Source organism: Sediminibacterium sp. FW305-C-61 (assembly GCF_058231065.1).
Genome location: NZ_JBIQXR010000001.1, coordinates 1,040,281 through 1,065,527 on the forward strand (window position 1 = coordinate 1,040,281; position 25,247 = coordinate 1,065,527).

The window sequence follows — 25,247 nt, forward strand, 5'->3', positions numbered from 1 at the left end:
AGATCGAAAGGGCAGCGTATATCCCGCAAATTTTAAGTAGTGAAACAGACGGTAAATATTTCTCCTAGAAAAGTTGTTGATACACTTCATCAACCCTGCTTAATGCAACTACTTGTATTTTGTATGCTTTTGGGTTGAAACTTTTTTTGTTGTATTTCGACACAAAGATTTTTTCAAATCCAAGTTTCTCGGCTTCAGCAATGCGCTGTTCAATTTTATTTACGGCTCTTATTTCTCCATTAAGACCAACTTCCCCGGCAAAACAAACATGATGGGGAAGCGGCACATCTTCATAAGAAGAAAGTAATGCACAAATTACTGCCAAATCGATTGACGGATCTTCTACCTTAATACCACCGGCAATATTTACAAAGACATCTTTCATACCAAACTGAAACCCACCTCTTTTTTCGAGTACGGCAAGCAGTAATTGAAGTCGTCTTAAATCGAAACCGGTTACGGTGCGTTGAGGTGTTCCATAAACACTTTGGGTTACCAATGCCTGTACTTCAATCAAAAGTGGACGCATACCTTCTAAGGTTGCGGCAATACCACTACCACTTAACTGATCTTCACGTTGGGCAATTAAAATTTCCGAAGGATTTGAAACAATACGCATGCCATCACCAGTCATTTCATAGATACCCAATTCTGCGGTACTACCAAAACGGTTCTTCAGTGTGCGCAGTATCCTGTATGCATAATGCCTGTCGCCCTCGAACTGCAAAACCGTGTCTACCATGTGTTCCAGCACTTTCGGACCAGCAATGGTACCGTCTTTGGTGATATGTCCGATAAGGAATACGGGCGTATTGGTTTCTTTGGCAAAGCGCTGAAATTCCGAGGCGCATTCGCGTATTTGAGATACGGTTCCAGCCGATGAATCGATTATGTTGGATTGTAAAGTTTGAATAGAATCTACAATTACCAACTGGGGTCTTAATTTTTTAATTTCCTGGAAAATGGTTTGGGTGGAAGTTTCAGTAAGCAGGTAAAAATTTTCGTTTTGAATGTTTAACCGATCGGCACGCATTTTTATTTGTTGCTCACTTTCTTCTCCGCTGATGTATAAAACGCGAAGCTGTTTCATCAGCAAACCATTTTGAAGAAAGAGTGTACTTTTTCCAATTCCTGGCTCTCCGGCAACCAAAATAATACTACCCGGAACAATACCACCTCCTAATACACGATCGAGTTCTGCATCCTGACTGGCGATTCTTTTTTCTTCGGTTGTTACAACTTCGTTAAGTGAAACTGTTTTAGCAATTCTTTTCTCCTGTTTATAGTCATCCCATTTTTCTGTTGGTTTAATCCCTTTATCTAATACTTCTTCTGTGAAAGTATTCCATTCTGAACACGAAGGACATTTACCGATCCACTTGGTACTTTCATAACCACAATTGCTACAGAAAAAAGCTGTTTTTATCTTACTCATTTGATAAAGGTAATGGTGATTTGGTGAGTTATTTTCAGGAAAAAAAACGAAGCAAACGAATGATTTTTTTTGCTTGAAAAAAACTGTTTTTGATGCACGAAAAAATGGTGGATTGAAAAAGTGAAAATCGCTGAAATGCAGTGCTGGCGGGCATGTAAAAGGGCCAACATTGCTGTTGACCCCGTTTACTTACTAACCCATTAAATTCTACCACTAAGTTACTAAAACGAGGCATATGGCAAAATAAATTTTGTATCTGTGCATAATTATTTAATATACGAATTTTGTCGTAAAATGGTTTAACATATTGTTAATCAAATCACTTACACGGGTGGCGGAGTAGGGGGAATTTTGTCAGAAAAAAAGGGTCTTTTTGGCAGAAACTTAAGGTTTGAACATCGAAAAAGGCCTTTTTTTGGTTTGGTAGGCTATTTGCAGCAGTCAGCTAAAATTGAAGCAATGGATATGTCTATTATTTTGGTGTCATTGATTTTTCTTGGCATCAGCTTACTTGTTTCCGGGCGGTTAAAGGCGAAATTTAGTCAATACAGCCAACTGCCCATTGCCAATGGCATGAGTGGTAAAGAAATCGCCGAGCAAATGCTCCGGGATAACGGAATATATGATGTAAAAGTTATATCTGTGAAAGGATTTTTGTCCGATCACTACAACCCCATGGATAAAACCGTGAATCTCAGTCCTGAAGTATATGGGGGAACAAGCATAGCTTCTGCAGCAGTAGCGGCACACGAATGTGGGCATGCAGTACAGCATGCCAATGCCTATAGCTGGTTAATGATGCGCAGCAAGTTGGTTCCTTTTGTTCAATTCAGCAGCTCTATTGTACAATGGGTATTGCTGGTGGGTGTACTAATGATTAATACTTTCCCTATGTTATTATTAGGTGGTATTATTTTATTTGCCCTCACTACCTTATTCTCCGTAATTACCTTACCGGTAGAATTTGATGCCAGCAACCGCGCCCTGTCCTGGCTGAATAACAGAGGTATTCTGGTGCAACGTGAACAGGAAGGTGCCAAAGACGCTCTAAAATGGGCAGCAATGACCTACGTAGTAGCCGCCCTCGCCTCCGTAGCAACTTTAGTACAGTATGTATTGATTTTCCTGAATGGATCTAGGAACGATGATTAGGGGTGAGTTGTCAATTGTGAATTGTCAATTGTGAATGGTGAATTTTGAGTGAGTGGTGAATTGTCAATTGTGAATAGTCAGTAGTAATTTTAATAATATACTCACTACTCTCTATTCACAATTGACAATTGACAATTCACAACTCACCACTTAAAATTTTATCTCCTCCTCACGCTCATCGAAGAATTTGAATTCGGTGAGGTGGTAGTTTGTGTTGGCCTGTGCTTTTAATTTGAGCTTGTGCTTCTTTCTCCATTTTTTTATGATGGATGAAAAGAAGCCCTTGGTAAGATAGGAATGCACGATTGGATGAACTACAATTGTAAGGTTCTTGTGTGAATGACTTACCAGATAATGTAGTTTCTTTTCTATTTCATCTTCCAATAAAAGTGTGGAAGTAATTTTACCGGTACCATTACAAGCCGGACAGCTTTCAGCAGTATTGATATTTACTTCGGGCCTCATGCGTTGACGGGTAATCTGTAATAATCCAAATTTTGAAATTGGCAATACAGAATGTTTGGCGCGATCGGCTTTCATAAACTGCTCCATTGCTTCCTGCAGTTTACGTTTGTTATCGGGTAGTTTCATATCAATGAAGTCTACTACGATGATACCGCCAATATCTCTTAACCTTAACTGGCGTGCAATTTCTTCTGCTGCCTCAAGGTTTGTTTCCAGTGCATTTTCTTCCTGGTTATTACTAACACTCTTGTATCCACTGTTCACATCAACTACATGCAGTGCTTCTGTATGTTCAATAATCAGGTAAGCACCACTTGGGAGGTTAACTGTTTTACCAAAAGAAGATTTTACCTGCTTGGTTACGCCAAACTGATCGAAGATGGGTAATCCGTTATGATAAAGAGAAACTATATCCGTTTTATCAGGAGCAATTCTTTGAATATAGGATTGTGTTACCTGAAACAGGTTTTTATCGTTTACTACAATGCGATTGAAATCGGCACTGAGTAAATCGCGGAGTATGCTGGTGGTTTTTGTTTCTTCACTCATAATCCTGATAGGGGCAACTGCACCTTTAAGGTTATGTTGAATGGTTTTCCAGGTATCTACCAGCGAAAGCATATCCTGGTGCAGTTCTGCGGTGCTTTTACCTTCTGCTGCTGTACGAACAATTACACCAAAGTTTTTTGGACGAATAGCCTCCACAATTTTGTGCAGCCTTTTGCGCTCTTCAGAAGAATGAATTTTCTTTGATACAGCTACAATTTCATTAAAAGGCGTAACTACCACAAACCTCCCCGGAAGGGAAAGTTCACAACTTAGTCTTGGTCCCTTTGCAGCAATAGGTTCTTTTAAAATTTGTACCAGTACATTGGGCTTGCCATTCAGTACTTCATTAATCTTACCTGTTTTTACAATTTCCGGTTCAGACTGGAACTTGGCAAAATCAAAAGGCTGTTCACCTTTATCGCTCATGGCAATCTGGGTAAACTTAATGATGGAGCGGGCATAAGGACTAAGATCCGTATAATGCAGGAAAGCATCTTTTTCGAAACCTACATCTACGAATGCAGCATTTAGTCCGGGTATAAGTTTTTTAACCTTGCCCAGGTACAGGTCACCAACCGCAAAGTTGGCATCCGTTTTTTCATTGTGCAACTCAACAAGCTTCTTGTCTTCCAATAAAGCTATTTCCACGCCTGTTGGAGCGGCATTTATAATTAGTTCTTTGTTCACAAAATGCAACTTTTAAATACAAAATCACCTACCGGTATCGGTATATCAACATCCACAACATCTGATGGAGCAGCCAGCGGAAGGAAAAGGTAAAGTTGCAGTTCGTCGGAAGGTAAGGCTGCTTCCAGATAAGTGTTAAACGGGTCTGGTGATGCATATTGCCCGACCAGACCCGTAATGTATAGAGGTCTTTAGAAGGAACTATTTGTTCTTCTTCTTATGACGATTCTTTCTTAGACGTTTTTTACGTTTGTGTGTAGCGATCTTATGACGCTTTCTCTTCTTACCACAAGGCATACCAAAGTAATTTTATACAGTTAAAAAATAAATTTATCGTTTCAATTCAGCGATTCTTTTTGCCAGCGCTTCTTTAGCTGCTGGTACCGGCACTTTCTCCTTTGCGATTTCATACCACTTAATCGCAAAGGCTTTTTCATTGTGAATGTCGTAACATTCAGCCAGGTTGAAAATGGCATCCAGGTTGTCCGGATCTTTCTTAACCACAATCAGGAAACGTTCAATGGCTTTGTCGTACTGACCACTTTTCTTTCCGCCCAATCCCAACATCATTTGTCCAAACACATTTTCCGGATCTTTCTCAACCACCGATCTGATACTCATGATACCCTGCATGGGGTTATCAGAAATATTGCCAAAAAGGTAGCAGGCACCCAAGCCAATTTTACTTGAATCGTTTGCCGGATTAATTACCAGCGCCTTATCAAAAAGAACTTTTGCTTGTGAAGCCAACCAGTTTTGCATGGCAGGCTCCCCTTCTGTAATCAGGTTATTTAAAAACAGATGGGCGGCAAAGGTGAGGCTTTTTTCAGAATTTTCCAACTTAGCTGCTTCTCCGGTGTACCAGGCGTATGGTTCGAAAATGCGCGCCGAATCTGCCCAGAACCTGGCTAACTGATGAAAAAGGTGGATTTTTTGCTCTTTTATATCGCCCCTTACCACTGCATTTTCTAATGCAGTGACGCGTGCAGATTGCTCAGGACTAATTCTTTCTTTGGCTTTTACAAGCAAGTCTTCAAACTTAATTGCTTGATTTTCATGGGTATGTGAAGTATCCCCTTCAGCATGCACATGTTTGTCAGGTGCTACTGTTGGACTAACAAAGTAGAGTAGTGTGAATATTACCAGACCGATGCCGGTTAATAAAAGTTGCTGTTTTTTCAAAGCCGGGAAATTTCGGCGAAGTTAGTCCGACTTCCGCTTGCTTTTTACTTCACTAACAAATTCTTTTGCCGGTTTAAAAGCTGGAATATAATGTTCGGGAATTTCTACCGCGATATTCTTTTTGATATTGCGCCCAATTTTGGCCGCACGTTTCTTGGTGATAAAGCTGCCAAAGCCACGTATATATATATTCTGGCCGTTTGAAAGGCTTTCTTTTACCTCCTTAAACATGGTTTCTAAGGTCACCAGCACATCCACTTTTGGTATACCCGTTTTATCGGAAATTTGGTTGATGAGGTCTGACTTTCTCATTGGGAGTAGAATTGTTTAATGAATCAGATTTAAAATAAGATAAAAAAACTGGTATTTGCAAGAAAGATTGTTTAAATTTTATAGACGTTACTAATTGATAGATAAATGGTTCATAAAACAGATTAAGCGTACCTGGTTGTCATATTTAAAAAAAATGTCTGGTCTAATAACTTTGTTTTCAATAACTCAATCATTTCTGGATCTTTGTATAATACATGAATAGTCAGTTTACCAAGGAATTAATGGCGTGGAACCAAAACGAAAACACACGCGAAATGCCCTGGAAAGGCGAAAAAAACCCTTACCGCATCTGGCTAAGTGAGATTATTTTGCAGCAAACCCGGGTAGAACAGGGTACAGACTATTACAACCGATTTATTAAAAAATATCCTACTGTATCAAAACTGGCTGCTGCCCCGGATAACGAAGTATTTAAGTTGTGGGAAGGGTTGGGTTATTATAACCGATGCAGAAACCTGCTTTTTACCGCCCGCACCCTGGTTGAAAAAAATAAAGGCATTTTTCCCAAGACCTACGACGAACTGCTTGCTTTAAAAGGGGTCGGTCCATATACCGCTGCGGCAATAGCCTCATTTGCTTATAATCTTCCGTATGCAGTGGTTGATGGTAATGTATTCAGGGTGCTATCCCGTTATTTTGGCATCGATACCGCAATCGACACCACTGCCGGAAAGCAGGTATTTACCAGTCTTGCAGAAAAAATGTTGCACCAAAAAGCCCCTGGAACCTATAACCAGGCCATCATGGATTTTGGTGCCACTGTTTGTAAACCTGCGTTACCCAATTGCGCCGAATGCCCACTACAAAAGGGATGTGCCGCTTATCAAACCGGAAAAGTTAATCAACTGCCAGTTAAGGAAAAAGTGTTAACCCGCACAAAACGGCATTTCAACTATTTTGTTTTTGAATGGAACGATAAAATATGGGTCAGACAAAGGGTTCTCAAAGATGTTTGGCAGGGATTACATGAATTTTATCTATTGGAAACCCCGCAAATACAGCATTGGGTGACTAATCAGGTGAGTGATTGGCTTAAAACCCAACTTAATATTAAGCAGAACAAAGGGATCAATATTTCTTCCCCCTATGTGCAACAACTTACGCATCAGCAAATAAGGGGTGTGTTCATACGAATTAAACTAACAAGAGCCCCAGGTGTACTGGCATCCGCAGGAAATTGGTATTCCCTGAAAGATATGTCGCAACTGGCTTTCCCCAAGCTAATTACCCAATACATGGAAATATCATTCAAATCCTAAATTTTCCTGGCCTGTGCTTTTGTTGCTCAAAAAAAGTTATTTTTAAGAGTGATTAATCTGCGACGAACAAAAAATCAATTGTATGAGAGGCGTTAACAGAGTGATGCTAATTGGTAATCTCGGAAAAGACCCTGATGTACAACACCTGGAAGGAAATATCGGGGTAGCAAAATTTCCATTGGCTACTACCGAAACCTATAAGGATCGTTCCGGCAAACTGGTTTCACAAACAGAATGGCATACAGTAGTATTATGGCGTGGTCTGGCAGAACTTGCACAGAAGTACCTGCACAAAGGAAGCCTGATTTATGTTGAAGGTCGTTTACGTACCCGCAGTTGGGAAGATAAAGAAGGCAATAAAAAATTTGCCACTGAAGTTGTAGGAGATAACCTGATTATGCTCGATAAAAGAGGGGATGGACATATATCTAGCAGTGGATCCGAAGGTATTGAAGGTTATGGAGGAGACGATACTCCGCCATTACCTGATCACGGAGAATCATTACCGTTTTGATTACAAGGATTCAATATTTTTGCCATGAATTAATGGGGCAGTAATTGCCCCGATTGTAAATTTAAACCGCCCGTTTTGGATTACCATCCGGCATTAACCCAATTACTGAATACCTATTTATTATCGGCACTTCAACCCGAAGGCACTACGGTGCTGGTAATGATTTTATTGATGTTGCTTTTTCTTTCCTTTGTTTTATCCGGATCTGAAGTGGCTTTTTTTTCGCTTACCTATAAGGATATCAATGTGCTGAAATCTAAGCAGCAGCCTGCTTATAAGCGAATTGTTGATTTGCTGGAAGCTCCCAAAACCTTATTGGCTTCTTTACTTATCGCCAATAGTTTTATCAATATTGCCATTATCATTATCTCAAATCTCCTGCTGGATGATATGTTCAATTTTGAAAAATTTAATGTGGGCTGGCTCGAATTCATTATTAAAGTACTGGCAGTGAGTTTTCTATTGGTACTTTTTGGAGAGGTAATGCCTAAGGTACTGGCCACTCAAAATAATATCCGCTTCGCCAAAGATTTTGGTGGGGTAGTACAAGCAGTCTCTTACATGTTTGCAGGAATGAGTAAGGGCCTGGTAAAATATTCAGACATCATTGAAAGAAAACTTGCAAAAAAATCAGGCTCAGCTTACAGTCTGGAAGAGCTCGATCATGCCATCGACCTCACAACCAGTGAAACAGCTTCTGAAAGTGAAAAGAATATCCTGAAAGGCATCGTTAAATTCAGGAACATCTTTGTGAAACAAATCATGAAAACAAGGATGGATGTAAGTGGCGTTGAACATGGTACGCCATTTAATGAACTAATTGCCATGATCAGCGATCTGAATTACAGCAGGTTCCCGGTTTATAAAGAAGACCTTGATGAAGTAGTTGGGATGATTCATACCAAAGACCTCTTGCCTCATCTTCAAGAAGGAGATGCATTCAACTGGCATCATTTAATGAGAACGCCTTATTTCGTACACGAACAAAAGCCGATTGAAGACCTGTTACAGGAATTTCAGCAAAAGCGAATACATTTTGCTGTTGTAGTAGATGAATTCGGGGGTACCAGCGGTATAGTTACACTGGAGGACATACTGGAAGAAGTGATCGGAGAAATTAAAGATGAATTTGATGAAGAAGATAGCGGGTATAAAAAAATAGACGATAATAATTATATTTTCGAAGGCCGCACAATGATTCATGATGTTTGTAAAGTAATGGATCTTCCGGCCGATACATTTGATGAAGTAAAAGGAGAAAGCGATTCTCTTGCAGGGTTGGTTCTGGAAATAGCAGGTGATATTCCCAAAACTGCAGCAGTAATTACAACCGGCGACTTTGAATTCACCGTTCTTGAAATTGAAAAGAACCGGATACAAAAAATTAAGGTTTTTATTAAGTCCCACTAAACGTGTTAAGCTTAGCTTTGAAGAATGAGAAGAATTAGCAGTGTGCCTATGGTCCATGGTCCATGGTCCATGGTCGATAGATATTTAAGGACTGTCGTTATCGTGACCGTGATGCTTGTATTTGGGTTTCTGATGCAATCCTGCAACAGCAGTTTTACGCCTAAACCCAAAGGGTATTATAAAATCGATTTCCCTGAAAAATCTTATGTGGTATTCAATCAGCCGGGTTATCCTTATGCTTTTGAATATCCCAAGTACGCCAAAGTTGTAAAAGACAGCACTTTCTTTGGTGAAACAACCGAAAATCCATGGTGGATCAATATTGAATTTCCACAATTCAATGGCCGGATTTATATCAGTTATAAAACCATTGGAAAAAATCGTTTCGATACTTTGGTAAAACATGCTTTTGTTTTAACCGGAAAACATTCAGCCAAAGCCTATTCTATAGATGATTCGCTAATGGTAACGCCCAATGGTATCAATGGAATGTTTTTTTCCGTTGGGGGAGACGTGGCTACAGCCAATCAATTTTACCTTACCGATTCAAGCAGGCATTTTTTACGGGGGGCCATGTATTTCGATGCCACACCCAATGCAGACTCACTCGGTATTGTAAATCGATTTATTCTGGCAGATATGAAACACCTGATCAATACTTTCAGGTGGAAATAATCATATAGCCGCCCAGGAATGGGCGGCTCTCAGGCAAACACTGAACTACCCTTTGGTAACCAGTATAATTTATTTACGCAGGAATCTGCGAAATGTTACGTATTAAGGGGTTAATTAAATCAAAATATAATTTTAGCGTGGCCGGATGCTGGGTACTGGGTACAAGGTGTTTGGTTCCTAACACCGACCCTTGATTCACAGCAATAGTTGATTATCTTCGTTTTATGATAGCAATTGATAATAAATTGATCAGTGATGAAGTAATAGAGGAGCAGTTTGTTTGTGACCTTACCCGATGCAAGGGAGGGTGTTGCGAGGATGGAGATGCCGGAGCTCCGATGGAAAAATGGGAACTTGAGAAATTGAAAACATACTATGAAGTTATCAAACCCTATATGACGCAGGAAGGCATCGCTGAAATTGAAAGACAGGGTTTGTATATTTATGATAAAGAATTTGGATGGGTTACGCCAACCATCAATGGCGCAATTTGTGCCTATGGCTATAAGGATAAGCAGGGCATTATTAAATGTGGCATCGAACAAGCCTATAATGATGGTAAACTTGATTGGAAAAAGCCTTTGAGTTGTCATCTCTTCCCCATTAAAACCAAGAAAAGCAAAAGAGATCCGGATATTGAGTATGTGAATTATGAACCAAGAGAAGATCTTTGTGCAGCCGCCTGCTCATTGGGGAAAAAATTGAAAGTGCCCGTCTATGTATTCCTAAAGGATTCTTTGATCAGGAAATATGGGGAAGAATTTTATGAGGCACTTGCTGCTACTGCTGAACATATGAAGAATAATAAAGAAGACTAACACCATGACCAATACCGCTGCATCGTTTATTGCCAAGAGCACCGTTAAAGCCGCTGATCTGGAACACAGACGAAAAATTAATTTCAATATTGGCAAATACAATGCAGTTGTTCCTGTGGGTAAGCAACAGTTTACAGATGTCATGCAGGTTCGGGAAAGAGCAAAGAATAGGAAATGGGAAGCCATTGAACACCTTGATCAATACCTGCTGGAATTTGAAAAGAAAATCAGTGCTAAAGGTGCTAAAGTAATCTGGGCCGAAAATAGTGATCAGGCATTAGATGCAATCGGCAACATTTGTAAAGAACGTAACTGCAAAACACTTGTGAAGAGTAAAAGCATGGTTACTGAAGAAATTCATCTCAATGCTTATCTTGAGGCAAATGGTATTGAAAGTGTGGAAACAGATCTTGGTGAATATATTCAACAATTAGATGGAGAAGCACCATATCATATTGTAACACCCGCTATGCATAAAAGCAAAGAAGATGTTGCCAAACTCTTTGCTGATAAGCTCGGAACTAGACCAGACCTTACTCCTGAAGAGTTAACCCTGGTGGCCCGTCAAAAATTACGGGAAAAATATGTGACCGCTGAAGTTGGGGTTACCGGTGCGAATTTTATTGTTGCTGATATTGGCGGAATAGCTGTAACAGAAAATGAAGGTAATGCGAGACTAAGTTGTGCATGGCCAAAAACACATATTGTTATTGTCGGCATTGAAAAAATGCTTCCCTCTATCACCGACCTCGCAACTTTTTGGCCTTTGCTTTCAACATTCGGCACCGGACAAAAAGTAACCGTATATAATACGATTATCAGTGGCCCAAGACAGGCCGATGAAACGGATGGACCCGAAGAAATGTTTGTAATACTGCTCGATAATGGCAGAACCAATTTACTGGCCAACCCAACAACGAGAGAAGCATTGTATTGTATTCGCTGTGGAGCCTGTTTGAATGCTTGTCCGGTTTACAAAAATATTGGAGGTCATGCCTATGAAACAACCTACAGTGGTCCAATAGGAAAAGTTATTACGCCACATTTACAAGGTGTAGATGCTTATAAGCACCTGAGTTATGCCTCTTCACTATGTGGTAATTGCACGGAAGTATGTCCAGTTCGTATTAATCTCCACGAATTATTATTAGATAATCGTCATGAAGCAGTAGTAAAAGGAAGCAGTACCATTGCTGAACGTGTTGCCTGGAAAGCCTGGAAAATGGCGAGTCTTAGCAGAATGATGATGAATATGGGTAATGGTAAAATGAAGAACCGCGTAGTAAATAAAGTATTCAAAGGGTGGTCGCTCCATCGCTCAGAGCTTGATTTTAGTCCGAAAACCTTCAATGAAATGTGGAAGGAAAAACAAAAACAATCAGCTTAAATTTTAAAACGTGTGCTGACCATTTATACCCCACATACCAGCCCGCGTCTTCAATATATAGTTACTGAATTATTCAAGGGTACGGCCAATATCACCAACAATGTTGAATCGTTTCTACAAAGTGAGTATGCCTTATTGAATTACTCTGATCAAAAACTGAATAAGGGCATACAGATCATACCTGTTGGTTTGTTACGCGAAGAGGGTATTCGCAGCCAGAAGATAGTGATGCAACAGTGGGAGGAGTTACCTGTGTTTTTTTCTGTGAATAGTGATATTCCTTTCGATTTGTTTGCTGCATCATTTTACCTGATTTCACGCTATGAAGAATATCTGCCCTTTAAACCAGATAGCTATGGGAGATATGATCATCAAAACAGTCTTGCTTTCAGGAATGGTTTCCTGGATATCCCGCTGATTGATTATTGGATGCAGATTTTTGAGCAAAAATTACAGGAGATATATCCATCGTATAGATTACCCCAAAGGCAATTTTGTTTTCAGCCTTCTTATGATATTGATATTGCTTTTCGTTTTCGTTATGCTTCTCCCTTCAAGCATATCAAGGGGTATTTTGCAGACTTACTATTGGGTAGATTCGAGGCATTGGCTGAACGATCTTTGGTATACAGTGGTAAAAAAGCAGATAGTTATGATATCTATGACTGGTTGAATGAAATACATAGAAAATATGGTCTTGAACCGTATTATTTTTTCCTGATGGCTGAAAAGCAACAGGGTGTAGATAGAAATGTTGATCCGTACACAAGAGGAATGCGTAACCTGATTGCTGCACATGCCCAACAATATCGTGTAGGTGTTCACCCATCAGTTCAAAGTAATAGTGCTTATAGTATGCTGGAAAGAGAAGTGAAATTGTTGTCTTTTTATGCCGGTCATGATATAAGATATTCAAGACAACACTACTTGCAATTTCATTTGCCCCACACTTACCATAATTTACTGAAGGCAGGTATCAGGCAAGAGCATTCGATGGGATATGGCTCCATCAACGGTTTTAGGGCATCTACCAGCTTCCCCTTCAATTGGTATGATTTTGAAAAAGAACAGACCACATCATTACAGGTTTTGCCATTTTCTTATATGGACAGTACCGCTATTTTCCATGAACGTTTAAATACAGAGATGGCGGCGGACAGAATGATGCATTTCTTTAACGCCACTAAAAAAGTAAATGGCGTATTTAGTTTTGTGATGCACAATCATTTTTTAACCACAGAACCAGATTGGATAATGTGGCGAAATATGTATGAATCTTTTCTTGATAAGAGTCTGTCTTTATTGTAAAAACAGGGTGGTGTTATAATTTATTCAACTTCAGATAAAGCTTCTTCCCGTTGTTTTTTCAAACTTCTGTTTACCAGAAACACCCCAAGCAGTGTGATGATTGATCCAATAAAAATATCGATGGTGAGTTTTTCATTCATCAGCACAGCACCGGTAAGTATGGCTACAATTGGGTTGATATAGGCGTAGAGTGCAGCAATAGCGGGTTCAAGATGCTTCATGGTATAAATGAAGGCAACAAAGGCAACAATTGAACTAACAAAAACAAGGTATGCGATTGCCAGCCAGGTACTTGTTGGGATAGACGGTATTGGGATATTATTGCCAGAAACAAGGGTCATAATCATCAGGAGAAAAGAAGCCAATAGCATTTGCCATCCGGTAGCATAATAGGCATTAATTTTCACCTTGTTCCTTGCAATTATAATGGTTCCAATACTCCAGCTTAACATGGCTATCAGTGAGAGGATCAATCCGAAAATATAACCTTCGGGCTGGTTATGAAAAGCATTGTCGTAAAACACAATGCCAATTCCTGTAATACCTAAAACAAGTCCAAGAAAAGTAACCCAGGTAATTTTAGTATTCCTGAAAGCGATTCTTTCAATGATCACCACCGACAATGGATAAAGTGCAGCAATTAAAGCAGCAAGTCCACTAGGTATATACCGCAAAGCAACTGTTGCCAGTCCATTGGCAATTACAAACAATAAAGTACCCATTCCGGTTAACCACAAAAGTTGTTTACGGGTTGGTAGTGGTTGTCCTCTGAGTAGAAAAAAGCTAACAAATAAGATACCACCCAAGAACTGCCGGATAGCTGCTACTTCTAAACCTGGTACACCTCCTTTAACAGCAATTTTACTGGCTACCCAACTGGTGCCCCAGATAATGCTGGTAGCCAGTAAACCTGTATAAGCTTTTTGTTTGGTGGTCATTGTATTAATGACGGAAATGACGTGTGCCAGTCATTACCATCGCCAATTTATTTTGGGTACAATATTCAATACTGTCTTTATCGCGAACAGAGCCGCCAGGTTGTATAAATGCTTCCATACCTGCTTCATGAGCGATCTGTACACAATCATTGAATGGGAAAAATGCATCAGAAGCAAGCACTGCTCCTTTAAGATCGAATTTAAACTGGTGTGCTTTTTCAATTGCATGTCTGAGTGCATCGATGCGGCTTGTTTGGCCGCAACCTTTTCCAACCAGTTGTTTATTTTTTACCAATGCGATGGCATTACTTTTCAGGTGTTTACAAACCAGGTTAGCAAATGCAAGGTCTTCTTTTTCTGCCGCAGTTGTTTCTCTGCCACCTACTTCTTCCCATTTGCTGTAATTTCCTTCATCTGCTCCCTGCTCAAGCAAACCGTTTAATATGGCTTTTGCAGGTTGTTTCAAAACTGGTTTCTCTGCCTTCATTTGTAATAAAATGCGATTCTTTTTACTCTTCAAAACTTCGAGTGCATCTGCATCGAATGATGGGGCTATCAATACTTCAAAGAAAATTTCGTTAATAGCATCGGCAGTTGCTTTATCTATGCTGCCATTGCAAACCAGTACACCACCGAAAGCACTTTCAGGGTCACCTGCCAATGCTGCGTCCCAACTTTCTTTTACGGTTGCTCTTGCTGCGATACCGCAAACATTGGTATGTTTAATGATGGCAAAAGTGGTTTCGGTGAATTCACCAATTAATTGAACGGCAGCATCTACATCTACCAGGTTATTATAAGAAAGCTCTTTACCATTCAGTTGTTCAAATAATGCGGAAAGGTTACCATGAAATACCGCATGCTGATGGGGGTTTTCGCCATACCTTAATACTTGTTGCTGACCAGGATTAAAGTAGTTGCTGATGGCAATATCATAATGCATCACCACTTCAAATGCTTTTGCCGCGAAAGCTTTTCGCTGTTCGATAGTAGTGCTTCCCTGTTGTTTTGCTAATATCGTTTCGAGTTCACTGTAATCGTCTTTAGCCGCAATTACCACCACGTCTTTAAAGTTTTTTGCAGCAGCGCGAATCATAGAAGGGCCTCCGATATCAATCTTCTCAATAATCAGTTTTTCTTCAGTGGTACTTTTTAAAGTTTCCTCGAAGGGGTATAGATCAACAATTACCAGATCAATTTCAGGTATCTGGTATTGTTTCATTTCCTGTAAGTCCTGTGCTTCATACCTGCGACCAAGAATACCGCCAAATACAACAGGGTGTAATGTTTTTACCCGGCCACCCAATATAGAAGGATAAGTAGTTAAACTTTCAACTGCCACACAGGTAATGCCCAATCCTTCCAGAAACTGCTGGGTTCCTCCTGTTGAATAAATTGTAATGCCTTCTGCCTTTAAGCGGCGGGCAAGTGGTTCCAGACCATCTTTGTAGAAAACAGAAATTAACGCAGACTGAATCTTCTTTTGCATAAAATTGAAATATTTACACCCTGGAGGTGTGTGATTGGTAAAACCGGCTGTAATCGTTAGAAATCCATCACAAAAGCACCCTGTTCAGGTACTGAATGGTGGCGCAAATGTAGGCTGTCTGCCTCTTTTTTCCATTTCCGGATTTTCCACAGTGGGTTATTTATGTCCAAAACATAGATTTTAGCCTTGTAACGCTTGTGCAGCAAGCCAATGCTGATGTCTGGGTTACTTTGTACAACCATTATATCAATATTATATTTATTGGTATTGGGTATTGGAACGACTTTGTTATTATACCAGGCCATTATTAGGTTATTAACCTTTATTATTGGTTTTTCTGCAGGATTTATAACCATTTTCTGATATAATCCACCAAAAACTGTTTGTGTAGACATACGCATTTTTCGGGTAGGCTGAAGACTGGATGAGTCGCCAAAACTGATGTATTTCTTCCCACTAAATACCTCACTAACCGGTTTGCCCGGTGAATAATAAATAACCAGCTTATTTAAACGCCTGAGTTCAATTCGTCTCCATGTTTCATCTATCATGCCAATACAGATTATGACTATTGTAGTGAGGAGATAATATTTTTTCTTTCGTGATACCCAAATGGATAAGGTAATGGTGGAAAGAAAATAACAGGCTACCTGAAATATTGAGACCTGTATTTTTTCTGTTACGGCAAAAGGGAGGGATGCAGCAAAGACTATGAAATTATTCATCCACCCTAATACCATGTTTAAAACCTGACCAATAAAAGCAGCCAGTAAATTAATTGGTGATATAAGCACTAATACAAAGCAACTGTATAATACTATTCCGCTAAGTGGTACTATGAGCAAATTGGTAATCAGGAAAAAATTAGGAAACTGATGAAAGTGAAACAGGACAACAGGCAGGGTTAATATTTGTGCACTAATGGTTACCGCTATTAATTGCCAGCAATACTGAACTGGTTTATATGGGATATAATACCATTTAGATATTGCCTTATTAAAAATCATGATACCGGCTACAGCGGTATAGGAAAGCTGAAAACCTATATCCCATAAGTAGTTTGGATTGAAACTCAGCAACAAAAACATCGATGCACAAAGACTATTGTAAGGGTTTGCTTTTCGTTCAAGCCATTCTCCAATTATAAAAAAACTGATAATAACTGCTGCTCTTAACACGGAAGCACCAGCTCCCACTAAAATGGTAAAGAACCATAAACATAGTAATATAAGTAAGGGGCGAAGCCATCGTAAACCTCTTGGTCTTTTTAAATTTCCGGTAAGTAAAACTAAAACAGTATACAATAAGCCCAAGTGCATGCCACTGATGGCGATAATATGTATCACGCCTGTTCTGCTGTACGCTTCAGATAAAGCATCGTCGATATCGAAGGTATAACCAACAAGTAAAGCTTCAGCAATGGCTTGTTGCTGTTTATCTCTGATATGTTTTCTGATCACAGATAATACATAGGATTTTGTTTCGCCCACTATTGAAGGTTTCTCCTGACTTATTTTTTGGTATTGTGCTGCACCTATGTACAACTGATGATAAATCTGTTGTCGATTTAAATAAGCTGCATAATCAAAGCCTCCTGGGTTTACCTGAGTAGCAATAGATTGTAATTGCTGTTTCACAAACAATACATCTCCCTGTTTTAAGGAATGGTTTTCTTTGTCGAGGTATACAAGTATTTTACCCTTTAGTGATATCCATTTATTATTGTCCCGGATCTGCAATATTGCAGCCTTGGTTTTGTAAGACTTTTTTCTTTCAACAGGAGTGTTTAATAGCCGAATCAATAAGCCTTTGTCTTTCGTTTGATAATGGCCAATCCAGTTATGGTGATGAGTGATATTGTTACACCAGCAAACAAAGCAGCCGAGACAGATCACCAACAGGTAAATGCTGATGCCAGTAGGGAAAAGGTATTTGAATTGTTTGCTGATGGACTGAAAACGTATAAGCACGTGGTATGCTAATAGCAGGACAACCACTAGCGTGATAAATAATACAGGAATATCAACCCATGATTGCAGTAGGATGCCAATAATGAAGCAGGGTAATAAACGTATAAATGGAGCCTGCTTCCAAAAGGGGGAGTGCGTTTTGTACATGAATTAAACCTAATAGAAAAGGCTGCGATTTATTTCGCAGCCTTCTGATTCAGGTATAAATACAAAGTATTTGACGAGGTTATCTGGAGAGATTCATACTACGCTCTTTGTAAAGCGTTCTGAAATAAGGATCTCTCAAATCTTTGATGAAGCGAATTGCTTCTCCTGTACTTTTCATTTCAGGTCCAAGCTCCTTATTTACTCCAGGGAATTTTTCAAAGCTGAAAACAGGTTCTTTGATGGCATATCCATCTAATTTCTTTTCCATCGTAAATTCTGTAAGCTTAGCAGCTCCCAACATTACTTTGGTAGCGATATTAAGATATGGAATCTGGTAGGCTTTAGCAATGAATGGTGTAGTACGTGAAGCCCTTGGGTTGGCTTCAATTACATATACTTTACCATCCTTAATAGCAAACTGAATATTGATGAGCCCTTTAATGTTAAGTGCCCTGGCAATTTTCTCACTGTAATATTCCATGGTTTCAACCACTAATGGGGTGAGGTTGAATGCAGGCAAAACCGCATTACTATCTCCACTATGGATACCAGCCGGTTCAATATGTTCCATTACACCCATGATATGGAAGTTCTCACCGTCGAAAATGGCATCTACTTCAGCTTCCTGGCAACGGTCGAGGAAATGGTCGATTAGGATGGTATTGCCAGGGATATGTTTTAAGAGACTGATTACAGCTTTTTCAACTTCTTCGTCATTGATTACAATTCTCATACGTTGTCCACCCAAAACATAGCTTGGACGAACAAGTACAGGGTAACCTACTTTATTGGCAACCTCTATGGCTTCTTCTGCGGTATAGGCAGTACCATATTCAGGATAAGGGATATTCAATTCCTTTAATAAATCACTGAAACGGCCCCTGTCTTCAGCTATGTCCATACTATCGAAGGAAGTTCCAATGATTTTAATTCCTTTCTGGTGAAGTCTTTTTGCCAGTTTTAAGGCAGTTTGTCCACCTAACTGTACAATTACGCCTTCCGGCTTTTCCAGTTCAATGATTTCCCAAAGATGTTCCCAGAAAACAGGTTCGAAATAGAGCTTATCTGCCATATCGAAATCCGTAGATACGGTTTCAGGGTTACAGTTCACCATAATGGCTTCATAACCACATTCTTTAATGGCCAGCAGACCATGTACACAGCAGTAATCAAATTCAATACCCTGTCCAATACGGTTGGGACCGCTTCCCAGGACAATGATTTTTTTCTTATTGGATGGAGTTGACTCGTTTGATGATAAGGTAGGATAGTTCATTTGCGACAAATTGCGCAAAAATAAGGGTCTGAGAGAATTTTGCCCGGTTATTTTTTAAATAATTGTAAAAAGCTTTTAGAGAGAAGGTTTTAATCAGCTAATTCTTCACAGGAAAAGCCGGCATCTTGTAATAATTGCTCCACCTGGCGGGGCGAAACAAGTAAATCTGCTTCAATACGTAATATATTGTCTTTGTCGTGCAGGTCAACATTCCATCTGTGGATGCCGGTCATTGGATTTAATAGGCGTCCTGCATGGTGAACCAACCCTATATCCTCCAGATTGGTTTTGAATACCAGGATATGCATGCTAACAGTTGTTTGGTTTTAGATAGTAGTTATTCAGCCTTTGTGTCTGTATCGACACCTGATCTTTTCCACATGCTGCACCGTTGTCTCCATTCTTCTTTAATCTTTTCTCTTTCGGCTTCACTCAGCCCGGACAATTTATGTTCCATTTTCTCCTTCCATTTTTTCTTGTAATCGCCGCCTTTTCCACGAAATCCACCAAAAAGTATTTTGCTTAGTATCAGTAAACCCAGTGCCTGCCAGTAGTTAACGGCAGAAACATTTACCACTTCTATAAGCACATTATTCCATAGCAGCATCACTACCCAGGCTAGTGCGGCCAGGCATGCAAGGGCAATTAGTGTAAAACCAATAACCTTTTTGATCCAGAATTTTTTGTGCATGATTAAAAATTTAAATTTGATTCAATAGTTCATCCCGTAAACTTCCGAGTCTTTCGCGCAAGTGTAAAACCGCATAACGTTTACGGCTGATGAGTGTATTTATAGTTTCGCCTGTTTGTTGGGCTATATCTTTAAAGGAAATCCCTTCTATTTCATTTAGTACAAAAGCTTCTCTCTGCGGTGCTGGCAATTCATTCAGGGCCGTATATAAGGCATCCCAGAATATTGAACGGAGATAATCTGTTTCAGGATTGTTTTTCTCATCAAAAAATAGATCCGACCACTCAAACCCTTCATCATCCCCGGTTTGGTAAATATCTTCCAGTAATTCGGGTTTTTTCTTCCTTTGTTTATCGGTTATTTTATTGCGGGTAACAGTAAACAGCCAACTGGTCAACTGTTCAATGGGTTTGGTATTTCCCATAAACTGGTAAAACACGTCTTGCAGAATATCTTCCGCATCGGCCTCACTTTTTACCCGTTTCCGGATAAAGCCCATGAGCCTTTTGCTATAGGTATTGATAACCTCAGTAATATGCTTTCCGCGTGAGTCGCTCATAGTAGCCGGTATCTGCCATGCCTGATCCATACTATATAATAGACGAACAGTTTTGGCCAATATTTTAAGGTGCAGGATTTTTTTCTCCTGTTGGTCGCAATAATGCCTGTTTTATTTCAATTCACCAGCTTTTTCATGGTCGTCGTACTGATCACGCAGTTTTGTTAATGTTGCTTTCAGGTTAGCCAACACCGTTTTATACTTCTTATCTGCGATCAGGTTATGCTGTTCTTCGGGGTCTTTTAATAGGTCGTACAGTTGCCATTCATTTACTGTATAGAAATAGATAAGCTTATACCTGTCTGTTCGAACCCCTAAATGTTGCAATACAGTATGGTCCGCATTATACTCATAAAAATGATAATACAAACTATTCCTGTCCAGTTTAGCTTTTGGTTCAGTTAGTAAAGGTTTTAGGCTGATGCCATGCATTGTTTCAGGAATTGGTGCGCCGGCAACATCCAGAAAAGTAGGGGCATAATCAATATTCTGAACCATCGTACTGCTATGCGAACCTGGTTTTATATAACCGGGCCATCTTGCCATTAGGGGTGTACGCATAGACACATCATACATCCATCTTTTGTCGAACCAGCCATTCTGACCCAAATAAAAACCCTGATCAGAAGTATAAATGATTAGCGTGTTTGCGGCCAATTTACTGCTATCAAGGTAATCCAATACTTTTCCTACACTTTCATCTACTGAAATGGCGGTAGCCAGATAATCCTGCATATACCACTGGTATTTCAGTTTCAATAATGCTGCTCCATTGGGCCTTTTTTCCTGTAAAAGCTTCCCTCTTTCGGCATAAATTTCCTTAATTCTTTTTCTGTCTGCAGCAGGAATTCGGTTGAAAATGCTATTGTAATAATTGATTTCGGCAGAGTCTGGTTTTAACCAGGGAATATCCATCAGGTATACCGGATCAACTTTCAAATCACTCGAAAGTTTCATATCGTGCAGAATACTCATGGTCTGAAGTTTCCATGCAGTGCCCCTTCCGGTAGTATCTGCATAAAGAGTGGAAGGTTCAGGAAAGGTTTTGTCTTTAAATGCATCTATATATTTCGGTGCTGGAAAAAAATACCGATGTGGTGCTTTATGATGCAGCAGTAATAAAAAGGGTTTGCTTTGATCTCTTCCATGCTGTAGCCAGTTAAGTGCTTCATCCGTTATTACTTCTGTTGCATAGCCAGGATAAGTGCTTGTATCTCCATTCATCTGAATTAAACGGGGTTGATAATACAGTCCTTGTCCGGGTAATATTTTCCAATAATCAAAACCTGTCGGATAAGTGTGTAAATGCCATTTTCCAATAATGGCAGTTTGATAACCTTGTTGTTGTAATAATTTTGGCATGGTAACCTGACTACCATCAAAACGGGTACGATTGTCTTTCATACCATTCTTATGAGAATGTAAACCAGTAATCAGGGTTGCGCGTGCAGGTCCGCAGATAGAATTACCAACAAAAGCTTTTTCAAATAATATGCCTTCTTTGGCAATTCGGTCGATATTAGGGGTCGATACCAGTTTAGAACCATAAGCACTAATGGCATTCGCATCATGATCATCGCTCATGATATAAATGATATTGGGTTTTACCTGTGAAAGCCCAAAGAATGGCAAGAACAGACAAGCGATCCATAGTTTTTTCATAGACAGATGATATTTATCCGTGCTGAATTTGCAGCATAAACTTTTAGCTTTGTGTACAAAGCCTTCAAATGGAATTTGGCCGTGTACCTGAAACTGAACTGAATACTATTGACTTTTCACTTCCTGCTGAACCTTTATTAAATCAACAGGTATTGAAAGGTAAGAAACAAATTCAACCCCGCGTATACCTTGGTTGTGCAAAATGGGGGAGAACAGAATGGGTGGGGAAAATATATCCGCCTAAAACAAAGGAAAAAGATTTTCTGGAACATTATGTAAAACATTACAATAGCATTGAATTAAATGCCACTCACTATAAAATATATGGAGCAACGGGTATTGCCAGATGGGCAGAGAAGGCGAAAGGGATGGATTTTAGGTTTTGTCCGAAAATGTACCAGGGTGTTACACATCGGGGAAGTTTAAAGGGTAAAGATTTTATTACGACCGAATTTCTGCGTGGAATAATTGAATTTAAGGAACAGTTAGGTCCTGTATTTGTGCAGGTGAGTGATGCTTTTTCTCCCAAGCGAAAAGAAGAGTTGTTTGATTTTCTGCGTTCGCTTCCTCTCGATATACAATTTTTCTTAGAAGTACGCCATCCTGACTGGTTTGCAAAAACCGATATCCGGGAGGAACTGTTTAGTACACTTAAAGAAATGAATATGGGAGCGGTAATAACTGATACCAGCGGCAGGCGAGATTGTGCACACATGCATCTTACCATACCAAAAACCTTTATCAGGTATGTTGGTAACAGTCTTCACCCAACAGATTATACAAGGGTAGACGCCTGGATTAGCCGCATGCAATATTGGATTGAACAGGGAATAGAGGAATTGTACTTTTTTATGCACATGCACGATGAAGCTTTTTCACCAGAACTTACGGTGTATATGGTAGACCGGTTAAATAAGGCCTGTGGCTTGCAGTTGCAGAAACCGGTATTTGTACAGCAACAGCAGACATTATTTTAGCAGTTATGACGAATATCAGTTTTTATCAGACCGTGCCTGCCTAATTTTATGGAAAGCATTCGTTATGAAAAAACTGGTAATAATTTTGTTTGCCTCGGTTTTGTTTACACATTGTGCTTCTGTCCGGGTTTTTAATACAGAAACGGCCACAGATGCAGAACCGGGTAAGTATAAAACATTTGGATTTTATGAACTGAAAGCTTCTGGAGACACTATTTCCAGCACTTTTAAAGAACGCGCAGAGATATTAAAAACGGCCATCAGAACCCAGATGGAACTAAAAGGATATCGTTATGTGGAGGCAAAAGCAGATTTGTTGGTGAATATAGGCATAGTGGTAAAACGGGAAATACAAACCCGGCAAACTAACTGGCAGAATGATGGAAGGTTTACCTATATGGGGCAGCGTAATTATAGTTGGAAGAGTGAGGAAGTTGAAGTAGGCCGCTACAGGGAAGGAACACTTACATTACATATTGTGGAAACGGCCCGTAATAAAATGATCTGGAAGGGATCTATGGAAGGTGTTGTTCCGGAAAAATCTGACCCTTCGGGTAAAACCGCCAATGACGCACTTGCTAAATTGTTTGCACAATATCCATTTACTGCCAATTAGTTTATCGCACAATACAAAGTTCATCCCAGCGGGTAGTATACCGCGGGCTGCGTAATTCCTGTCGCATTTTCCAGTTACGGGTTGTGCCTGAGGAGGCGAATTTTAATATATCATCCCGCATGGCAAAGTTTACATTATCGATGGTATCCATTAACAGGCGATGGTTATTTTCTTCCGGTTTTTTAAACAGGTTTCCTTGAACTGAATGGTCGGGTACAATTCCACTTAACATAACACCTGCTTTTTTATAGGTACGTCCTGGTTCAAATAATTTTTCCGTTAATTCAAGCGCCGGCTTAATCAATTCCTGCGTGAAGGAAGTAGCAATGGGTAGCTTGATATAACTGCTTAGTGTAGGGCCATGTCTGAAGTGCGCAGTATGAGAATCTTCTTTAGGAACCACAAAAACACTGATGATGTTAGCTGCGCTGTATTGTCTTCTCAGTTTTTCTGCAGCCCTTGTGGTATAAGTAGCAACGGCTTCTTTTATATCTTCCAGTTTTGTCACCGGTGAACCAAACATACGGGTAGTGGCAATCATTTTTTTATTCAGTCTTTCCTCTTCCATACCCGAACTCACGATGCCTTTAAGTTCTCTGATTAATCGCATCCCGGTTACGCCTCCTAATTGTTTCTGCGCCCATGAAGTATCTTTTAAACTGAGGTCGTAACCGGTTAGTATATTCAACGATTTTAGTTTTTCAGCATATTGAAATCCAACACCCCAGATATCATCTATCGGTGTTCTTTGTAAAGCCTGTTCAATTTTTCGTTTACTATTTAATACGAGTACACAATTGGTAGCCTGCTTGTTTTTTTTAGCCAGTCTGTTGGCTACCTTACTCAAAACTTTGGTGGGGGCAACACCTATTGATACTGCAATACCTGTCCACTGTTCTACGGTTTCACGGATATGCATGGCAAAACTGTTGAGTTCTTCTACTGGTATATGTTCCAGATTAAGAAAAGCTTCATCTACAGAATATACTTCTACGCAATTTGGTGGAAGTAAAACGCGTAATGTTTCCATTACTCTCCAACTGAGATCGCCATAAAGGTTATAGTTGGAAGAGAATGCTGCTACTTTGTTTTTCTCAATAATGGGTTTGGCCTTGAAATAAGGACCTGCCATTTCTACTCCTAATGCTTTGGCCTCATCACTACGGGAAATAATGCAACCATCGTTATTACTGAGTACTACAACCGGACGAAACAATAACTCTGGTCTGAATAATCGTTCACAGGAACAATAAAAACTATTACAGTCAACAATTGCTTTCATCAGGCTATACGTTATGTATACAATACAATACAACGCCCCAAACGGTAAACCCTGCATGCGGGTCAATTTCTATATCACCGAACTTTTTGTTTTCGGCGACAAGTCTTTTTTTGTTCAGGCTGTCCGTAAAACGCCGCACCAGCAACTCTCCATTTAAGATCGCTACGATAACCCTACTGTTTACCTGCCTGATACTACGATCAACTATCAGTACATCACCGGGATAAATACCGGCATCAGTCATGGCTTCGCTGTTCATACGAAAGAAAAAAGTAGCTGGTTTGTTGCGTATCAGTTGTTCATTCAGGTCAATACCCCTTTCCATATAATCGTCTGCCGCCGCACCAAAACCAGTTGCATTGGCCATTGGAATATCCCACTGTTTGTATTGCTTGGAGCCTTTATAGGCAGCTCCGTACCACTGTTCCCCATCCATAGAAATAAATTTTGTTTAGCTAAAAATTTT

General features: G+C 39.8%; 24 protein-coding genes. 10 read left to right on the forward strand and 14 right to left on the reverse strand.

Features of this window, described 5'->3' with window-relative positions; genetic code table 11:
• Positions 1–64: 64 nt before the first annotated feature.
• Positions 65–1,435 (reverse strand): DNA repair protein RadA, encoded by a 1,371-nt coding sequence (gene radA, locus ACH30E_RS04465; protein ID WP_294990998.1) that lies wholly within the window; start codon positions 1,433–1,435, stop codon positions 65–67.
• Between the two features lie 465 nt (positions 1,436–1,900).
• Here radA and ACH30E_RS04470 point away from each other — a divergent pair, with 465 nt between their 5' ends.
• Positions 1,901–2,587, forward strand: a complete 687-nt coding sequence (locus ACH30E_RS04470) for a zinc metallopeptidase (RefSeq protein ID WP_490823834.1) — start codon at positions 1,901–1,903, stop codon at positions 2,585–2,587.
• 150 nt (positions 2,588–2,737) lie between these two features.
• On the opposite strand, the gene ACH30E_RS04475 is transcribed toward ACH30E_RS04470, so the two are convergent.
• From ACH30E_RS04475 to ACH30E_RS04485, 3 genes are all read right to left on the reverse strand, one after another.
• The gene (locus ACH30E_RS04475) at positions 2,738–4,288 is read right to left on the reverse strand and encodes an Rne/Rng family ribonuclease (RefSeq protein ID WP_294991004.1); all 1,551 of its coding nucleotides are present in this window, start codon (positions 4,286–4,288) and stop codon (positions 2,738–2,740) included.
• A 330-nt stretch (positions 4,289–4,618) separates the two neighbouring features.
• Positions 4,619–5,470 carry a tetratricopeptide repeat protein gene (locus ACH30E_RS04480; RefSeq protein ID WP_490823836.1) on the reverse strand — a complete coding sequence of 284 codons (852 nt, stop codon included), beginning with the start codon at positions 5,468–5,470 and terminating at the stop codon, positions 4,619–4,621.
• 21 nt (positions 5,471–5,491) lie between these two features.
• Positions 5,492–5,782: an HU family DNA-binding protein gene (locus tag ACH30E_RS04485; protein WP_294991008.1), complete on the reverse strand. Its 291-nt coding sequence runs from the start codon at positions 5,780–5,782 to the stop codon at positions 5,492–5,494.
• A 215-nt stretch (positions 5,783–5,997) separates the two neighbouring features.
• Between ACH30E_RS04485 and mutY the strand changes: the two genes are divergently transcribed.
• From mutY to ACH30E_RS04520, 7 genes are all read left to right on the forward strand, one after another.
• Positions 5,998–7,062 (forward strand): A/G-specific adenine glycosylase, encoded by a 1,065-nt coding sequence (gene mutY, locus ACH30E_RS04490; protein WP_490823838.1) that lies wholly within the window; start codon positions 5,998–6,000, stop codon positions 7,060–7,062.
• A gap of 82 nt (positions 7,063–7,144) precedes the next feature.
• A complete protein-coding gene (locus tag ACH30E_RS04495) occupies positions 7,145–7,576 on the forward strand; it encodes a single-stranded DNA-binding protein (protein ID WP_490823839.1) in 432 nt (143 codons plus the stop codon).
• A gap of 75 nt (positions 7,577–7,651) precedes the next feature.
• Positions 7,652–8,986 (forward strand): gliding motility-associated protein GldE, encoded by a 1,335-nt coding sequence (gldE, locus tag ACH30E_RS04500; RefSeq protein ID WP_294991015.1) that lies wholly within the window; start codon positions 7,652–7,654, stop codon positions 8,984–8,986.
• A 111-nt stretch (positions 8,987–9,097) separates the two neighbouring features.
• A complete protein-coding gene (gene gldD / locus ACH30E_RS04505) occupies positions 9,098–9,661 on the forward strand; it encodes a gliding motility lipoprotein GldD (protein WP_490823841.1) in 564 nt (187 codons plus the stop codon).
• Between the two features lie 224 nt (positions 9,662–9,885).
• Entirely contained in the window at positions 9,886–10,479 is a 594-nt protein-coding gene (locus ACH30E_RS04510; protein WP_490823842.1) for a DUF3109 family protein, read from the forward strand.
• 4 nt (positions 10,480–10,483) lie between these two features.
• On the forward strand, positions 10,484–11,866 hold the full coding sequence (locus tag ACH30E_RS04515; protein WP_490823843.1) for a LutB/LldF family L-lactate oxidation iron-sulfur protein: 1,383 nt from the start codon (positions 10,484–10,486) through the stop codon (positions 11,864–11,866).
• A gap of 12 nt (positions 11,867–11,878) precedes the next feature.
• The gene (locus ACH30E_RS04520) at positions 11,879–13,174 is read left to right on the forward strand and encodes a DUF7033 domain-containing protein (protein WP_490823845.1); all 1,296 of its coding nucleotides are present in this window, start codon (positions 11,879–11,881) and stop codon (positions 13,172–13,174) included.
• Between the two features lie 20 nt (positions 13,175–13,194).
• Here the strand turns inward: ACH30E_RS04520 and ACH30E_RS04525 are convergent, their stop codons facing one another.
• From ACH30E_RS04525 to ACH30E_RS04560, 8 genes are all read right to left on the reverse strand, one after another.
• Positions 13,195–14,112: a DMT family transporter gene (locus ACH30E_RS04525; RefSeq protein ID WP_294991030.1), complete on the reverse strand. Its 918-nt coding sequence runs from the start codon at positions 14,110–14,112 to the stop codon at positions 13,195–13,197.
• Positions 14,113–14,116: 4 nt separating this feature from the next.
• Complete coding sequence (purH, locus tag ACH30E_RS04530) at positions 14,117–15,601, reverse strand: bifunctional phosphoribosylaminoimidazolecarboxamide formyltransferase/IMP cyclohydrolase (RefSeq protein ID WP_490823846.1); 1,485 nt, start codon at positions 15,599–15,601, stop codon at positions 14,117–14,119.
• Positions 15,602–15,657: 56 nt separating this feature from the next.
• Positions 15,658–17,718, reverse strand: coding sequence for a ComEC/Rec2 family competence protein (locus ACH30E_RS04535; RefSeq protein WP_490823847.1), 2,061 nt, complete (start codon positions 17,716–17,718; stop codon positions 15,658–15,660).
• Positions 17,719–17,797: 79 nt separating this feature from the next.
• Positions 17,798–18,994, reverse strand: a complete 1,197-nt coding sequence (locus tag ACH30E_RS04540; protein ID WP_294991038.1) for a carbamoyl phosphate synthase preATP-grasp domain-containing protein — start codon at positions 18,992–18,994, stop codon at positions 17,798–17,800.
• A gap of 89 nt (positions 18,995–19,083) precedes the next feature.
• Complete coding sequence (locus tag ACH30E_RS04545) at positions 19,084–19,302, reverse strand: hypothetical protein (protein WP_294991041.1); 219 nt, start codon at positions 19,300–19,302, stop codon at positions 19,084–19,086.
• 29 nt (positions 19,303–19,331) lie between these two features.
• Positions 19,332–19,685: a hypothetical protein gene (locus tag ACH30E_RS04550; RefSeq protein WP_294991044.1), complete on the reverse strand. Its 354-nt coding sequence runs from the start codon at positions 19,683–19,685 to the stop codon at positions 19,332–19,334.
• A 10-nt stretch (positions 19,686–19,695) separates the two neighbouring features.
• The gene (locus ACH30E_RS04555; protein WP_490823849.1) at positions 19,696–20,274 is read right to left on the reverse strand and encodes an RNA polymerase sigma factor; all 579 of its coding nucleotides are present in this window, start codon (positions 20,272–20,274) and stop codon (positions 19,696–19,698) included.
• An 81-nt stretch (positions 20,275–20,355) separates the two neighbouring features.
• A complete protein-coding gene (locus ACH30E_RS04560; RefSeq protein ID WP_490823851.1) occupies positions 20,356–21,906 on the reverse strand; it encodes a sulfatase family protein in 1,551 nt (516 codons plus the stop codon).
• 68 nt (positions 21,907–21,974) lie between these two features.
• Between ACH30E_RS04560 and ACH30E_RS04565 the strand changes: the two genes are divergently transcribed.
• Both ACH30E_RS04565 and ACH30E_RS04570 read left to right on the forward strand, forming a co-directional pair.
• Positions 21,975–22,883 (forward strand): DUF72 domain-containing protein, encoded by a 909-nt coding sequence (locus tag ACH30E_RS04565; protein WP_490823852.1) that lies wholly within the window; start codon positions 21,975–21,977, stop codon positions 22,881–22,883.
• Between the two features lie 64 nt (positions 22,884–22,947).
• A complete protein-coding gene (locus tag ACH30E_RS04570) occupies positions 22,948–23,499 on the forward strand; it encodes a DUF4136 domain-containing protein (RefSeq protein ID WP_490823854.1) in 552 nt (183 codons plus the stop codon).
• A gap of 1 nt (position 23,500) precedes the next feature.
• Here ACH30E_RS04570 and ACH30E_RS04575 read toward each other — a convergent pair whose 3' ends face one another.
• On the reverse strand, positions 23,501–24,781 hold the full coding sequence (locus ACH30E_RS04575; protein ID WP_294991057.1) for a Y-family DNA polymerase: 1,281 nt from the start codon (positions 24,779–24,781) through the stop codon (positions 23,501–23,503).
• Between the two features lie 4 nt (positions 24,782–24,785).
• Entirely contained in the window at positions 24,786–25,217 is a 432-nt protein-coding gene (locus ACH30E_RS04580; protein ID WP_294991060.1) for a LexA family protein, read from the reverse strand.
• Between the last annotated feature and the right edge of the window lie 30 nt (positions 25,218–25,247).